Raw genomic sequence first — 15,372 nt, 5'->3', positions numbered from 1 at the left:
CGCAATACGTCCAAAAATTGCCTTTGCATAATTTCACTTCCCTATCCATGGATAAGATGATGAACTTCCGGACTGCAATGTTGTTTCCGTTTTGTGCGATTGTGCTTTGGGCCGGCAACGTGATTGTCTCCAAACTTTCCGCAAGCAGCATAGACCCATCGGCGATCACCTTTTATCGCCTGGTGTTGGCGCTGTGCCTGATGAGCCCGTTTATGCTCCGCCCGGTTTGGCATAACCGAAGCGTAATCAGGCGCTGCCTGCCGCAACTGGCATTTCTCGGCTTCTTGAGCATGGCGTTGTTCCAGAGCCTGTCCTACCTGGCGGCGCACAGCACCAGCGCCACCAATATGGCAATAGTCACGGCATTGACGCCATTGATCACCATGCTGCTCAGCATATTACTGATAAGGGAAACTCCGACCTTGGGCATGATAGCGGGAGGTGCGCTGGCATTAGCCGGGCTGACTTACCTATTGAGCCAGGGGCAGCCGGGAAGCATTTGGAGAAACGGGGTGCACGCAGGGGATTTACTGATGTTGCTGGCTGCATCAAGCTATGCGCTCTATAGCGTATTGCTGAAGCGCTGGAACCTACCAGTCAGGGGCTGGCAATCCACCTATATCCAAGCCTGGGCGGCATTGCTGGCAATGATTCCATTAATGCTGCAAGTCCCTCCGGGAAAGGCAGCCCTTAATCCCGAAACCATCCCGCTGATCCTCTATGCAGGCAGCCTGGCTTCCATCCTATTGCCGTTTTTATGGATGGAAGGCATCAAGGCGATAAGCCCCAATCGGTGCAGCCTCTTTATGAACCTGCTGCCGGTACTAACCGCAGCCATCGCCATCAGCATACTCGGTGAAACCCTGCATGCCTATCACCTGATTGGCGGGTTGGCGGCACTTGGCGGCGTTCTGATCGCACAACTGTCATCAGCCGGAAAACATTGATCCTGGCTCCTGAAGTAGGCCGGGCCAGGTTCAGGCTGGTGTCCAGGTGCCTTTCTGGATGAACTCTACCTTGTAGCCGTCCGGATCTTCGATAAAGGCAATGACGGTAGTGCCGTGCATCATGGGGCCGGCTTCACGCACCACCTTGCCACCGGCCTTCTTCACCTGCTCGCAGGCGGCATAGGCATCGTCGACCTCGATGGCGATATGGCCGTAGGCGTTGCCCTTGTCATAGGACTCCGTGCCCCAGTTATAGGTCAGCTCAATCACGGCACTGTCTTTCTCGCTGCCGTAGCCGACAAAGGCCAGGGTGAACTTGCCGTCCGGATACTCATGGCGGCGCAAAAGGCGCATCCCCAGCACTTCCGTATAGAAAGCGATAGATCGCTCTATATCGCCAACTCTCAACATGGTATGCAATATGCGCATGGCTGTTCTCCTAGGCAACTTGGGTAATACGGATATACTTGGCCATCAATTGCTCCTGAGTCTCGCATACATCCGGGTTAAAAGGGATACAACTAACGGGACACACATCCTGGCATTGCGGGTTGTTGAAGTGACCCACGCATTCAGTACACAGGCCGGGATCTATTTCATAGATTTCTTCGCCCTGGTATATCGCGCCATTCGGGCATTCCGGTTCGCACACGTCACAATTGATGCATTCATCGGTGATCATCAGGGCCATTGCTTGCTCCCGCCCTATGCAATCTTCTGCGCAATGCGCTGCTGCACCAATGGTGATACGAATTGACTGACATCGCCATGCAACTGGGCAATTTCACGCACCAGGCTGGCAGAAACAAACATATATTGTTCAGCAGGCGTAAGGAAAATGGTCTCCATTTCAGGAAATAACTGACGGTTCATGCCTGCCAGCTGGAATTCATATTCAAAGTCGGAAACCGCGCGCAAGCCACGCACCACAGCACGTGCACCTTGTTCACGTACAAACTGCATCAATAGGCCTGAAAACCCGAGCACGCGCACATTCTGGCAATCAGCCAGCACGGCCGAGGCCATTTCCACCCGCTCATCCAGCCCGAACATGGGCTTTTTGCCAGGGCTCTGTGCCACTGCCACAATGACCTCAGAAAAAAGGCCTGCCGCACGGCGCACAATATCTTCATGGCCGCGGGTAATCGGGTCAAAGGTGCCTGGGTAAACTACTTTCAACTGGCTCAATCTCTATCCTCACTTCATGCAGGCCTGATTCCAAAAACTCAATCAACAGCCACCATGAAACCTGTTCAGTTCGCTGATTCGTCTGTCAATTTTAACAGGTGATAGAAAACATTGCCTGCTTTGCCGTGTTTATGCACCTGCCAAACGAGGCCAGACTCCAGGGCATATTCCGCCTCCGCATAGACATAACCCTGGCTGGCAAGATGAGGGGCAAGGATGGGCAGCAGCTTGGGCAGCCAGCCTTGCTGGTAAGGCGGATCAACAAAGATGATGTTGAACAGCTCACGATTCTGCGCCAGGAACTGCAAGGCATCCTGCTGCAAGATACGGGCCTTGTCGGCTTTGAGCAGGCTCTTGTTCTCCTGCAGGGATTTCACGGCTGGCAGCGACTTTTCAACCATTACTGCCTGGGCCGCCCCGCGCGATAAGGCTTCAAAACCCATCACGCCAGTGCCAGAAAACAAATCCAGGCAACTCAACCCATGCAAGTCCTGCCCCAACCAGTTGAACAGGGTTTGCCTGACACGGTCAGGGGTTGGCCTCAGGCCTGGAATATCCGGGAAGGACAAGAGCCGGCTGCGCCATTCGCCGCCGCCTATGCGTACACGATTACTTGCTGCCACCCACTACCACCGTCACCATCTTGTTGGAATCGATACGCCGACTGAATGCGTCCTTGATCTGGGCAGCAGTCACCTGCTCCACCTTGCCGTTGAATTCGTCCAGGTAGGTCAGTGGCAGATGGTAAAAACCAATCACTGCCAGGTAATCCAGGATTTTGCTGTTGCTGTCTATACGCATGGGAAAGCCGCCAATGATATTCTGCTTGGCAGCCTTGAGCTCAGCATCTGTCACGCCCTTTCTGATAAAGGCTGCCAGGGTCTCCCGCACCAGCTTGAGGGCATCCTCTGCCTGATCACGCTTGGTCTGCAAACCAATCTGGAACTGGCCCAGCTCCTGCATGGGAATAAAATAGCTATAGACGCTGTACACCAAGCCACGCTTCTCGCGGACTTCCTCAGTCAGGCGCGACACAAAGCCACCGCCACCCAGAATGTAATTGCCGACATAGAGCGCAAAGTAATCATCATCCCCGCGCTTTACGCCAGGGTATCCAAGCAGGATATGTGACTGGCTGGCCGGATGTGGAATACGCTTTTCCACGGCAGCAGTAGGATAGCTGACTGCAGGCAGAGCAGCGGCGGCCGGCGAATCAGGCAACCCGGCAGAAATCCGCTCGGCAATCTGCTTGGCCTGCTCCGGTGTCATGTCGCCCATTAGCGCAATCACTGCGTTCCTGGCGCCATAATACTGCTGGTAGAACTGCTGCAGGTCTGCACGCGCAATCGCATTAACGGCTTCAGGCTCGCCCTCGTCATCCACCGCATAAGGATGGGTGCCATACAGGGCCTTGAGGAAAGCCTTGTTGGAAATGCTTGCAGGCTGGGTAGCGGCTTCCTTGAGGCCGGCAATGATGCGGGCTTTCTCGCGCTTCAATGTCGCTTCAGGAAAGTCTGGCTGATGCAGTATCTTGGTATAGACATCCAGGGCAGCGGCCTGCTCACGCGGGCTGCTCAGGGTGCGCAGCTTGAGCGCGGCTCGGTCTGCATCCAGCTCGCCACCAAGGATGGCTCCCACATCGGCAAAGGCATTGGAAATCTGCTCATCGGTCATTCCCGCAGCGCCTAGCGTCAGCATGTAGCGGGTAATGCCTGACAAGCCGGGCTTGCCAGAATCACGTGCACTACCGGCAGCAAAATTAGTACTGATATCAATGATAGGCAGATCGTGGTTTTCCACGAAATAGACTTCAGTGCCCTTGCTGGTTTGCCATTTCTGGATATTGAGCGCGGCATGGGCCTGCATGCTCAGCATGACACTCGCTGCCAACAGCAGCAGTTTCTTGAGTGGGGAATTAATGATCATGAGGCTTGCCTTTTGGTTTTGCATTTGGGTCCATGGGTTGCGGATCGAGTGTTGCCACGCTCAATGTATCCCTGACCAGGTATTTCCTGGCGACTTCCTGCACTTGCTGCGGCGTAACTGCCTGCAACTTGGCGGGATAGTCCTTGAGCGTACGCCACGAGAAACCCGTAGTTTCAAGGCGGCCTATCTTCATGGCCTGGTAGAACACGGAATCACGCTGATAGACATCAGTCGCGATCACCTGTGCCTTCACGCGCTGCAGCTCTTCGTTGGTGACACCCTTTTCCTTGATTTCTTCCACCTGCGCCAGCAATGCAGTTTCAAGGTCTGCGACAGACTTGCCTTCACTCGGCGTGCCCTCCAGCTCGAACAACCCAACCTTGCCGCGCTGCACCATGTCGTAGCTGGCACCTACATCCACGGCCAGCTGCTGCTCCCGCACCAGCCTCTGGTTAAGACGGGCTGAAGCGTTGCCATCCAGTACACCCGCCAAGATTTCCAGCGCATAGGGCTCCCAATCCTTGTCCGGGTCCTGCAGCACTGGCACATGGAAGCCCATCAGGATATAAGGCAACTCTGCCGGCACCTTGACCACCGTGCGGCGTTCTCCTATCTGTTGCGGTTCGAGCTGTGGCTTGCGCACAGGCAAGGCATGCGACTTGATCACGCCAAAATGCTGCTTGGCCAGCTTCAGCACATCGTCAGCCTTCACATCGCCCGCCACCACCAGGATGGCGTTGTTGGGTGTATACCAGTTGTGGTACCACTCCCTTGCATCCTCCACCGTCATGCTCTCGAGGTCGTTCATCCAGCCCACGATAGGACGACTGTAAGGATGTGCTTGATAGGCAATGGCATTGAACTGTTCATTGAGCATGCCCTGCGGCTTGTCATCCGTGCGCCAGCGCCGCTCTTCCATCACCACGCGGATTTCCTTGGAGAACTCATCCTTGGTCAATTCAAGGTTGGCCATCCGGTCCGCCTCCAGCTTGATGGCCAGTGGCAACTGGGATTTTTCCAGCTGTTGGTAGTAAGCGGTATAGTCCGGCCCGGTAAAGGCATTCTCACGCCCGCCTGCCGCGGCTATCAGCCGGGAGAACTGCCCGGGGGGTACAGTCTTGGTGCCCTTGAACATCATGTGTTCCAGCACATGGGCCACCCCAGTCTTGCCATTGACTTCGTCCACACTGCCGGCGCGGTACCATACTTGCGATACCACTACCGGTGCCCGGTGATCCTCCTGCACGATCACGCGCATGCCATTGTCCAGCTTGAACTCATGCGTATCTGCTGCCTGGGCCACCATCGGCATCAATGCCAGGGCAAGCCACATTCCTCGAATAAACACCTTGCGATTCTCCTTTTGCCGCATTATTCATGCATTATAGCGGTAGTACTCAAAATGCCTGTGCAACGATGCTGTCGTAAGGTTGCACCTAGATGACACACATCAATACAACCATGCTCTGACAGAGCCATGACAAAGTTAGTTCTTATAAAGCAGCTATATATATGCATGAGATATATAGCCGTCATTAGCCTGCATGGCAAAAATACGTGAAGATATGCGCAGATATTCGGTTTCAGCCACTGCAAGTGCTTTGTTTTGCTTTAAAATATCCACTTATCGGTAAATACGCATCCCATGTTCGATTTTTTCAAAAAAGATAAAACCCCGCCCGCTCCTGCAGTGGAACTGGAAAAAGCGGCGCCTGTACAGCCACAGGTTCCCACCCAGGATAAACCCACACTGAGCTGGACTGAGCGGCTCAAGCGCGGCCTGGCCAAGACCCGCAGCCAGTTGGGCAACCAGCTGGCCAGCCTGTTTGGCGGTGGCAAGATTGATGAAGATGTTTACGAAGAGCTTGAGACCATCCTGCTGACTTCGGATGTAGGCATTGCCGCCACCCTGGCCTTGCTTGAACAGATCCGCACCCGCGTCAGGCGGCAAAACCTGAACGACACAACCCAATTGCGTGAAGCACTCAAGCAATCCCTGCTGGAACTATTGGCGCCATTGGAAAAGCCGCTGGATACATCCACGGGTCAACCTTTTGTCATCATGCTGGCGGGCGTCAATGGCGCAGGCAAGACCACGACCATAGGCAAGCTGGCAAACCTGTTCCAGGCACAGGGCAAGTCGGTGCTGATCGCAGCCGGCGATACCTTCCGTGCTGCCGCGCGTGAGCAATTGCAGGCCTGGGGAGAACGCAACAATGTGCACGTGGTAGCTCAGGAAAGCGGTGATCCTGCTGCAGTGATCTTTGATGCCGTGAATTCGGCCAGGGCCCGTGGCATAGACATAGTGTTGGCAGATACTGCCGGGCGCTTGCCGACCCAACTCAATTTGATGGAGGAAATCCGCAAGGTACAGCGCGTGATCGACAAGGCCCTGCCTGGCGCACCACATGAAGTTTTGCTGGTACTGGATGCCAACACCGGCCAGAACGCCGTGACGCAAGTGAAGGCATTCGACGATGCGCTCAAGGTCACAGGCCTGGTGCTGAGCAAGCTGGACGGCACCGCCAAGGGGGGCGTGATTGCCGCCATTGCCCAGTCACGCCCCATCCCCATCCGTTACATTGGCGTGGGCGAATCCATAGATGACTTGCGCCAGTTCAAGGCCAGCGAGTTTATTGATGCTCTGTTTGAATAGGAAAGTACTGAGCGCATGATACGTTTTGACCAGGTCAGCAAACGTTATCCCGGCAGCGATGAAGCGTTGCGTAACGTTTCCTTTGAAATCGCCCAGGGAGAACTGGCGTTTGTCACCGGTCATTCAGGAGCCGGCAAGAGCACCCTGCTCAAACTGATGGCGGCTATTGAACGCCCGAGTGCCGGCACAGTGCTCATAGGCAACCAGAATGTCAGCAAGCTGCGTCCGCGTATCGTGCCCTATATGCGCCGCAAGTTCGGCCTGGTATTCCAGGATCACAAGCTGCTATATGACCGCAATTGCTTTGAAAACGTGGCATTACCCTTGTACATCAACGGCGTCACTGGCCAGGAAGCCGCCAAGCGCATACGCGCAGCGCTGGACAAGGTAGGCCTGCTTGGCAAGGAAAAAGCCATGCCGATCACATTGTCAGGCGGAGAGCAACAACGCCTGGCCATCGCCCGTGCAGTGGTCAGCCGCCCGGCCATCCTGATTGCAGATGAACCGACAGGCAACCTGGATGAAACCTATGCGGCTGAAATCATGGCACTGTTCCACGCCTTCCGCCAAGTTGGCGTGACCGTCATTATTGCCACCCATGATGCGCACGGCATCAGCAACATCCCGGGCAAGATGCTGCATCTGGATCATGGAAGGCTCACGGTATCATGAAGCATTGGATCAATCAGCACACCCTGGTCTGGCGACTGGTTCTCGCCCGCACATGCCGCAACAAGCTGGCCACCCTTTTAATATGGACCGTAATCGGCATTGCACTGTGCCTGCCTGCCCTCCTCTACGTCATCATAGACAACCTGAACCAACTTGCAGGAGAAGTAAAACATGAGCCGCAGATCAGTATCTTCATGAAACTGGATGCAGACAAAACCATAGTAGACACCACCAAATCCAGGCTGGAAAAACATGCCGGTATCGGTAGCCTCCAGTTTGTGAGCAAGGACAGTGCATGGAAGCAGATGCAGGACGACGCCCTGACTGACAACATTGCCACCAACCTCAAGCAGAACCCACTACCTGATGCCTTCTTCATCCAACCCAAGGATCACGCACCTACCGCGATCGAGCAACTGCAACATGAGTTACAGAACTGGGAAGGCATAGAGCATGTGCTGGCCGATGCTGATTGGGCAAAGCGTCTTTATTCCATTCTGGAATTGGGCAAGAAAGCTGTTTGGGTACTGTCTGGACTGCTTGGCTTTGCTCTTGTGACTATCATAGGCAACACCATACGCTTGCAGATATTGACACAGCGAGAGGAAATCGAGGTTAGCAAGCTGATTGGGGCAACAGACGGCTTCATTCGCCGTCCATTCCTTTACGCAGGGGCACTCTATGGTTTTGGGGGCAGCCTGGTGGCATTGGCATTGATCAATGGCATCATTACAATCTTTAACCTATCCGTGGCGGATTTAGCCGAACTTTATGGCAGCAGTTTCATCTTAGCTTTACCGGGCTGGCAGATCAGCCTGGGGATTACTGCCTGTGCAGTGACGTTAGGCTGGCTTGGTTCCTATATTGCCGTCAATCGCTCCCTGGCACGCCTCAATCCACACTAACCCAACCCGCTTACAAAAGAAACTGACTCCGGACTTATAACCGTGGCTGCACCGCGCCTGTTACAGCAGATCATCGCCATCATTCATGGCACCAAGGACAAGGCGCGCCCTGTCGGCTCACCCGGTCAGCCAGCACCATCATTACCCTGGCAGGAAGCACAAAAAGGCGACCGCTACATAGAGTTCCGCATACGCCGCAACACTTTCTATGCCCTGATCGCTTCCCTCATCCTGCATTTGATCCTGTTCTTTGGCTTTATCATGCCAACGCTGGACCAAGGGGAAGATTCTGAAAAAGAAGGGGAAAAGCAACTACTGGTCAACCTGGCACCACCTACCAAAGACAAACCGCAACAGGAAATGGCACCTCCGCCAGCGTCCTCACCTCCGCCGCCTCCGCCTTCCACAAGCAAACCCAGCAAGGCCACCAAGCAGCCGAGGAAGCAAACCACACCGACACCACCCGTGGTCACGGGCAAGGATAAGCCTTTGCCTCAGCCCGAAGAAAAACCTGCTCCAAGGCCAACACCGCAACCGCCCGTTCCGCCCCGGCCTCAGGAACCTGATCCCTCCCAGTTTGCCGACATGTCGTCTTATATGAACGCCATGCGTGAATACCGCAAATCCACAGACAACAACTATGCAGCAATGATGGAAAACGAGCGGGCCCAACGTGAATCCGGCAGCAAGACACTTTCAGACGATGAACGCCGCAACGAAGCCATCAAGAAAAACCTGTCATCAGGGGCCAGCGGGGTATTCCGCATCATGAGCATGAGTTCCTACACCTCCACCTTCGAGTTCCGCGGCTGGGTCAACGATTTCAGCACCGCCAAGCGCGAGGTGTTCCAGATCGAGGCCAAGGCAGGTGAGGATATACAGCGTGCCACCGTGCGCAAAATGATAGAACTGATTCGCCGCCACTACAGCGGCGACTTCAACTGGGAATCACACCAACTGGGCCGTGTTGTCGTACTTTCAGCCCGTATGGAAGACAGTGCCGGCCTGGAGGATTTCCTGATCAAGGAATTCTTCGGTGACGGCGACATGCGCTACCTGGACATGCAGCGCCGCAGACCCCCGCCGGGACCGCCAAGGTATCCAGTACCGTAATCCAGGGCGAGCGCAGCAAAGCCAAGTTGCTGCTGACGTTGGGTTCCCCGTCTGACTGCTCCGAGTAGCGGAAATCCGGCCGGACAAGGGCTTGCAGCATGTCTGAGCGAAGCGAGTTCTGCAAGACCCCGGACAGATTGAGCAACGCAGGGGACCGGGAGCTTGCTCCCGGCGCAGTCTCCGGGGTTGCCTTTTGTTTGGTTCCTTTATTTTGGCGATACAAAATAAAGGGACTCGCTGGCAAGCGAAAGGCAACGGTTCAATGCCTTGCGATAGTAGTCAAGGCCATTTTTGCCTTAACTACCCAACCCCATCAAGCTGAGTAATTTTCTGTCTTATCAATATTGCAATTGGCGGGAGAATGGGTTTCGCTCCGCCGGGCGAGTCCATTTCTTTTGTCTCGCCAAACGAAACAGGACCAAAGAAAAGGCGACCCGATTGTCTGCGTCCCAGAACTTCGTTCCGGGCAACCTGCGTTGCTCGCTTTTAATGGGGACTGGCTGAACTCGCTATCGCTCAAACAGACGCCAGTCCTTTTTCCATTAAAAGCTGTGCTACTCGGCACAGCCAGACGGGGAACCCAACGTCAACAGCAACTTGGCTTCGCTACGCTCGCCCTTGAAGTACTACCGCCCTAAAAGCAAAAAAGCTTGATGCATCTAGCATCAAGCTTTTTATTAAATATCGAGAAAAGCGTATTTACTTCTCGGCGAACGCCCGCTCGATCACGTAATCCCCGACATCGCCAATACGCTCCGACACCTTGAGCCCTGCGGCATCAAGAATCTTGCAGGTGTCGATCAGCATCTGCGGGCTACCGCACAGCATGGCACGGTCAGTTTCAGGGTTGAGTGGGGGCAAGCCAATATCCTCATAGATCTTGCCACTTTCCATCAGGTCCGTCAGGCGGCCCTGGTAGCGGAATTCTTCACGTGTCACGGTAGGGTAGTAAATCAGCTGGTTCTTCACCTGCTCACCGAAGAATTCGTTCTCGGGCAATTCCTTGGTGATGAAATCCTCATAAGCCAGATCGTTCACTCGGCGTACACCATGAACCAGAATCACCTTCTCGAAACGCTCATAGGTTTCAGGATCCTGGATCAGGCTGATGAACGGCGCAAGACCGGTACCGGTGGACAAGAGATAGAGGTTCTTGCCTGGCTTGAGGTCGGACAGCAGAAGTGTACCGGTAGGCTTGCGGCTCACCAGCAAATCATCGCCAACCTTCAAGTGCTGCAGGCGAGAGGTCAACGGGCCATTGGGTACCTTGATGCTGAAGAACTCCAGGTTTTCGGCATAGTTTGCACTGGCGATGCTGTAAGCACGCATTAGCGGCTTGCCATCAACCTGCAGGCCTATCATGACGAACTGGCCGTTTTCAAAGCGCAATGCTTCATTACGGGTAGTGGTGAAGCTGAAAAGACTGTCATTCCAGTGTCTGACGCTCAGCACTTTTTCGGTGTTAAATGCACTCATGGATACTTTTTTCTCTATAAGTTGATTAGTTATTCAGCGCGGCAGTAAGTTCAGGCACCGCGTCAAACAAGTTGGCTACCAGGCCATAGTCTGCGTGCTGGAAAATAGGCGCGTCAGGATCGTGATTGATCGCCACGATGATCTTGCTGTCCTTCATCCCTGCCAAATGCTGCATGGCCCCAGAGATGCCGATGGCGAAATAAAGCTCAGGTGCCACAATGGTGCCGGTCTGGCCGACCTGGATGTCGTTTGGGGCAAAGCCTGCGTCAACACACGCACGAGTGGCTCCCAGCGCACCGCCGAACTTGTGGGCCAATGGCGCCAGCAACTCGTCAAAGCGCTCGGCCAGGCTGCGGCCGCCCGATACCACGACACGGGCGGATGAAAGTTCAGGGCGATCAGAAACGTTCCTGTCTTCCTTGATCCAGCGGCTCAAGCCGCTAGTGGCTGGAGCCGTCACAGTTACCACCTCTGCATTGCCTCCAGCAGCTGGCACCGCAAAGGAGGTAGCGCGGATAGTCACTACCTGGATAGTATCGCTGCTTTCGACAGTAGACAGTACATTACCTGCATAAATCGGGCGCACATAAGTTGATGGAGCAGTGATACTGATCACATCGGATACCATGGCGACATCCAGCACTGCTGCTACACGCGGCAATACGCTCTTGCTGAAGGCGGTGTGTGCGGACAGGATGACTTTGTAATCACGACCCAATTGCGCAAGCAGTACAGATACGTCTTCTGCCAATGGGTGCTCAAACTGGGCAGCATCCGCATGCAGCACCTTGGCAACACCTGCGATTTCCGCAGCCTGTTGAGCAATGGCGGCACTTTGCGCGCCAGCTACCAGTACGTGAATAGGAAGTTGCCACGCGTTAGCCGCGGTAACAGCTTGGCGGGTAGATTGCTTGATATGTTTGCCGTCGTGTTCGGCCAGAATCAGGATACTCATTACAGGACTTCCGCTAGACGTAGTTTTTCAACAAGTTCGGCCACATTGGCCACCTTGATACCTGGCTTGCGTGGCTCAGGATCGGCCGCCTTCAATTGCTTCAGGCGTGGACTGATGTCCAGGCCCAGGTCTGCAGCATTAATTGTCTCAATCGGCTTTTTCTTGGCCATCATCAGGTTAGGCAGCTTGATGAAACGCGGCTCATTGAGGCGCAGATCAGTGGTCACGACTGCGGGCAGCTTGAGTGCCACCACATCAGTACCTCCGTCAATTTCACGGGTCACTTCAATCTCGCCAGCCTTCACATCAATAACGGAAGCGAATGTGCCTTGACCTGCATTGATCAAGGCTGCGAGCATCTGGCCAGTTTGTCCTAGGTCATCATCAATGGCCTGTTTGCCCAGAATAATGAGTTGAGGCTGTTCGCGCTCCACTAAAGATTTCAGCAGCTTGGCAACCGCCAGCGGCTGTACCTCAACGTCAGTCTGGATCAGCACAGCCTTATCCACACCCATTGCCAACGCATGACGCAAGGTATCCTGGCTGTTGGCCTTGCCAATGGTCACGGCAACCACTTCAGTGGCTACACCGCGCTCCTTGAGACGGATAGCTTCTTCCACTGCAATTTCGTCAAATGGATTGATGCCCATCTTGACGCCGGCGATATCGACATCGGAACCATCCGGCTTGACACGGGGCTTGATGTTGTAATCAACCACATGTTTGACAGCAACTAGAACTTTCATATTTGCGATCCCACTCCATAATTTGCCGCGTATTTTAATCGGCGGTAAAATATCTGTTAAATCAATTATTACTATATCACATATCTACCACATCGATATGAGAATCATTCTCAGGTGAAGCATACCCTACGACAACTGGAAGTTTTTGTTGCCATTGCACGCCTGGAGAATGTGTCACGCGCGGCCGAAGCATTGTCGTTATCGCAATCCGCAGCGAGTACCGCACTTGCCGAACTGGAACGACAGTTTGATTGCAAACTGTTTGACCGCATGGGTAAAGTGCTGAAACTCAACGAGCTAGGAAGAAGCCTGCTGCCCATGGCAGCCGCCCTGCTTGACCGGGCCGCTGAAATCGAGAGTATTTTACAGGGAAAAGCCGCATTTGGCTTGCTAAAAGTAGGCGCCACGCTGACTATTGGCAATTACCTTGCCACCCTGTTGATTGGTTCATTCATGAAGCAGCATATAGAGTGCCAGGTACAACTATATGTACAGAACACTAATTCGGTGATGAACCAGGTTGCCATGTATGATCTTGACCTAGGATTGATAGAAGGCGATTGCCATCACCCGGATCTGGAAGTAGAGCCCTGGATTGAAGACGAATTGACCGTATTTTGTTCGCCACAGCATCCGCTGGCCTTGCACAAGCAGGCATCCCTGGATGAGTTGCTACAAGAAAGCTGGGTCTTGCGCGAGCGAGGTTCAGGCACACGTGAAACCTTTGACCATGCCCTGCGCCATTACCACACCAGGCTTAACGTCAAACTGGTGCTGGAACATACGGAGGCCATCAAGCGTGCAGTGGAATCTGGATTGGGACTTGGTTGCGTTTCACACCTGGCGCTGAAAGATGATATTGCCCGGGGCAATCTGGTAGCCATACAAACGCCCGAACTGGATTTAAGACGCCAGTTCATGTTCGTCTGGCATAAAAAGAAATATCAGACGACCGCAGTACGCGAGTTCCTTAATCATTGTCGACTGCTGACACGCGATGCGCGGCGCAGCGACGAAATCAACATACCGTATATTCCATGAAAGTTTTAGCATGCAACGCGATGTAATGAATTATGACGTACTGATCGTAGGCGCAGGCCCTTCCGGCTTGGCAGCAGCGATCCGTATCAAACAACTGGCACTGGAAGCTGGTCGCGAAATCGGTGTGTGTATCCTGGAAAAAGGCGCTGAAGTCGGTGCCCATATTCTATCTGGCGCAGTCATAGACCCGATCGCGCTCAATGAACTGATCCCGGATTGGAAGGAAAAAGGGGCGCCCCTGCACACCGAGGTCAGCGATGACCAGTTCCTCATGCTGGGCAAGCAGGCAAGCTGGAAAATCCCCAACAAGCTGTTGCCACCGCTCATGAACAATCATGGCAACTACATCGTTAGCCTGGGGGATGTATGCCGCTGGCTTGGAGAACAGGCAGAAGCACTGGGCGTGGAAATCTATCCTGGTTTCAGTGCCGCAGAAGTTATCTATGATGAAGCCGGGGTTGTCCAGGGCGTGATCACTGGCGACATGGGTCGCGACAAGGCTGGCAATGAAAAGCCTAGTTTTGCACCGGGCATGGAGTTACGCGCGCACTACACCCTGTTTGCCGAGGGTGCACGCGGATCCTTGACCAAGGACCTGACAGAGAAATTCAACCTGCGCAGCAATGCCGAACCGCAGAAATACGGCATAGGCTTCAAGGAAATCTGGCAAATCGCCCCAGAGCAATCAAAACCTGGCTTGGTCATGCATTCACAAGGCTGGCCACTGGATAACAGCACCGGCGGTGGCGCATTCATATACCACCTCAAGGAAAACACGGTCGCCATTGGCTTTGTCGTCCACCTCAACTACAGCAATCCGCACCTGAGCCCATTTGACGAGTTTCAGCGTTACAAAACGCACCCAGCCATCCGCCCTCTGCTGGAAAATGGCAAGCGGCTAAGCTATGGCGCACGCGCCATTACTGAGGGTGGACTGCAATCCCTGCCTACCCTGGTATTCCCCGGCGGCCTCATCATTGGTTGTTCTGCCGGGTTTGTGAATGTGCCACGCATCAAGGGCACACATAACGCCATGAAGTCCGGCATGCTGGCGGCAGAAGCCGTGATGGAAGCATTGGCCACAGATAAGATAGGCGCAACACTGGATGCGTACCCTCGAAAAGTCCGCGACTCCTGGATCTGGAAGGATTTGCATGCAGTACGCAATATCAAACCGGCCATTTCCCGCTTTGGCAACATTCTCGGCAGCCTATATAGCGGAGTGGAAATGTGGCTGGAGTCCTTTGGCATCAGTTTGCCCTGGACCCTGAAGCACGGCAAAGCCGACCACGAAACGCTGAAGAAAGTTAGTGAAGCCCGCAAGATCGAGTATCCGAAACCGGATGGCGTGGTCAGCTTCGACAAGCTTTCCTCAGTCTACCTGACTAATGTATTTCATGAGGAAGACCAACCCTGCCACCTTGTGCTGAAGAACCCCAGCATCCCGATCGATATTAACCTGCCACAGTACGATGCACCTGAGCAGCGCTATTGCCCTGCAGGGGTGTATGAGATTGTGCAGCAGGAAGGCAACCCGCGCCTGCAGATCAATGCATCCAACTGCATTCACTGCAAAACCTGCGATATCAAGGATCCGCTGCAGAATATCAACTGGCGTACGCCTGAAGGGGGCGGTGGCCCCAATTACATAGGAATGTAACTAAAGGCCCCCAGCAAATGCATGATGGAGCTGATTTGGTGTTGATCTTAATCTTCCCATCTGACCGCGCCGAGCAGCGCAGCCAGA

The 15,372-nt window shown here is 54.1% G+C and carries 16 protein-coding genes; 7 read left to right on the top strand and 9 right to left on the bottom strand.

All coding sequences use genetic code 11. The annotated features are described in order from the left end of the window. The first annotated feature begins 56 nt into the window (after positions 1-56). Positions 57-947, top strand: a complete 891-nt coding sequence (locus LG200_RS02405) for a DMT family transporter (protein WP_226756002.1) — start codon at positions 57-59, stop codon at positions 945-947. Between the two features lie 30 nt (positions 948-977). On the opposite strand, the gene gloA is transcribed toward LG200_RS02405, so the two are convergent. The 6 genes from gloA to LG200_RS02375 all read right to left on the bottom strand — a co-directional run bounded on the left by gloA (position 978) and on the right by LG200_RS02375 (position 5,394). Then, positions 978-1,376 (bottom strand): lactoylglutathione lyase, encoded by a 399-nt coding sequence (gene gloA, locus LG200_RS02400; protein ID WP_226756001.1) that lies wholly within the window; start codon positions 1,374-1,376, stop codon positions 978-980. Positions 1,377-1,386: 10 nt separating this feature from the next. Beyond that, positions 1,387-1,638, bottom strand: a complete 252-nt coding sequence (locus LG200_RS02395; protein WP_226756000.1) for a YfhL family 4Fe-4S dicluster ferredoxin — start codon at positions 1,636-1,638, stop codon at positions 1,387-1,389. 14 nt (positions 1,639-1,652) lie between these two features. Next, positions 1,653-2,135, bottom strand: a complete 483-nt coding sequence (coaD, locus tag LG200_RS02390) for a pantetheine-phosphate adenylyltransferase (protein WP_226755999.1) — start codon at positions 2,133-2,135, stop codon at positions 1,653-1,655. A 65-nt stretch (positions 2,136-2,200) separates the two neighbouring features. Continuing rightward, complete coding sequence (gene rsmD, locus LG200_RS02385; RefSeq protein ID WP_226755998.1) at positions 2,201-2,758, bottom strand: 16S rRNA (guanine(966)-N(2))-methyltransferase RsmD; 558 nt, start codon at positions 2,756-2,758, stop codon at positions 2,201-2,203. Then, positions 2,745-4,061: a M16 family metallopeptidase gene (locus tag LG200_RS02380; RefSeq protein WP_226755997.1), complete on the bottom strand. Its 1,317-nt coding sequence runs from the start codon at positions 4,059-4,061 to the stop codon at positions 2,745-2,747. Before LG200_RS02380 ends, rsmD begins: the two co-directional genes overlap by 14 nt. Continuing rightward, entirely contained in the window at positions 4,051-5,394 is a 1,344-nt protein-coding gene (locus LG200_RS02375) for a M16 family metallopeptidase (protein WP_404809794.1), read from the bottom strand. The genes LG200_RS02380 and LG200_RS02375 overlap by 11 nt, the downstream gene beginning before the upstream one ends. 312 nt (positions 5,395-5,706) lie before the next feature. On the opposite strand from LG200_RS02375, the gene ftsY reads away from it, so the two are divergent. Genes ftsY through LG200_RS02355 form a run of 4 tightly spaced genes read left to right on the top strand, consistent with a single transcriptional unit; the run spans position 5,707 to position 9,407 of the window. Then, on the top strand, positions 5,707-6,717 hold the full coding sequence (gene ftsY, locus LG200_RS02370) for a signal recognition particle-docking protein FtsY (RefSeq protein WP_226755996.1): 1,011 nt from the start codon (positions 5,707-5,709) through the stop codon (positions 6,715-6,717). A gap of 15 nt (positions 6,718-6,732) precedes the next feature. After that, positions 6,733-7,389 carry a cell division ATP-binding protein FtsE gene (gene ftsE, locus LG200_RS02365; protein WP_226755995.1) on the top strand — a complete coding sequence of 219 codons (657 nt, stop codon included), beginning with the start codon at positions 6,733-6,735 and terminating at the stop codon, positions 7,387-7,389. Continuing rightward, on the top strand, positions 7,386-8,294 hold the full coding sequence (gene ftsX / locus LG200_RS02360) for a permease-like cell division protein FtsX (protein ID WP_226755994.1): 909 nt from the start codon (positions 7,386-7,388) through the stop codon (positions 8,292-8,294). Before ftsE ends, ftsX begins: the two co-directional genes overlap by 4 nt. A gap of 42 nt (positions 8,295-8,336) precedes the next feature. Continuing rightward, positions 8,337-9,407: a hypothetical protein gene (locus LG200_RS02355; RefSeq protein WP_226755993.1), complete on the top strand. Its 1,071-nt coding sequence runs from the start codon at positions 8,337-8,339 to the stop codon at positions 9,405-9,407. A gap of 699 nt (positions 9,408-10,106) precedes the next feature. Here LG200_RS02355 and LG200_RS02350 read toward each other — a convergent pair. Genes LG200_RS02350 through LG200_RS02340 form a run of 3 tightly spaced genes read right to left on the bottom strand, consistent with a single transcriptional unit; the run spans position 10,107 to position 12,584 of the window. Continuing rightward, the gene (locus LG200_RS02350) at positions 10,107-10,883 is read right to left on the bottom strand and encodes a ferredoxin--NADP reductase (protein ID WP_226755992.1); all 777 of its coding nucleotides are present in this window, start codon (positions 10,881-10,883) and stop codon (positions 10,107-10,109) included. 25 nt (positions 10,884-10,908) lie between these two features. After that, positions 10,909-11,838, bottom strand: coding sequence for an electron transfer flavoprotein subunit alpha/FixB family protein (locus LG200_RS02345; RefSeq protein WP_226755991.1), 930 nt, complete (start codon positions 11,836-11,838; stop codon positions 10,909-10,911). Next, on the bottom strand, positions 11,838-12,584 hold the full coding sequence (locus LG200_RS02340) for an electron transfer flavoprotein subunit beta/FixA family protein (RefSeq protein ID WP_226755990.1): 747 nt from the start codon (positions 12,582-12,584) through the stop codon (positions 11,838-11,840). Before LG200_RS02340 ends, LG200_RS02345 begins: the two co-directional genes overlap by 1 nt. 114 nt (positions 12,585-12,698) lie before the next feature. Between LG200_RS02340 and LG200_RS02335 the strand changes: the two genes are divergently transcribed. Further along, positions 12,699-13,625, top strand: coding sequence for a LysR family transcriptional regulator (locus LG200_RS02335; protein ID WP_226755989.1), 927 nt, complete (start codon positions 12,699-12,701; stop codon positions 13,623-13,625). A 10-nt stretch (positions 13,626-13,635) separates the two neighbouring features. Beyond that, positions 13,636-15,285, top strand: a complete 1,650-nt coding sequence (locus LG200_RS02330; RefSeq protein WP_226755988.1) for an electron transfer flavoprotein-ubiquinone oxidoreductase — start codon at positions 13,636-13,638, stop codon at positions 15,283-15,285. Positions 15,286-15,372: the final 87 nt, after the last annotated feature.

This window comes from Methylobacillus caricis (assembly GCF_020532705.1).
Classification (GTDB): Bacteria; Pseudomonadota; Gammaproteobacteria; order Burkholderiales; family Methylophilaceae; genus Methylobacillus; species Methylobacillus caricis.
This window is presented reverse-complemented; position numbering and strand designations above follow the sequence as displayed.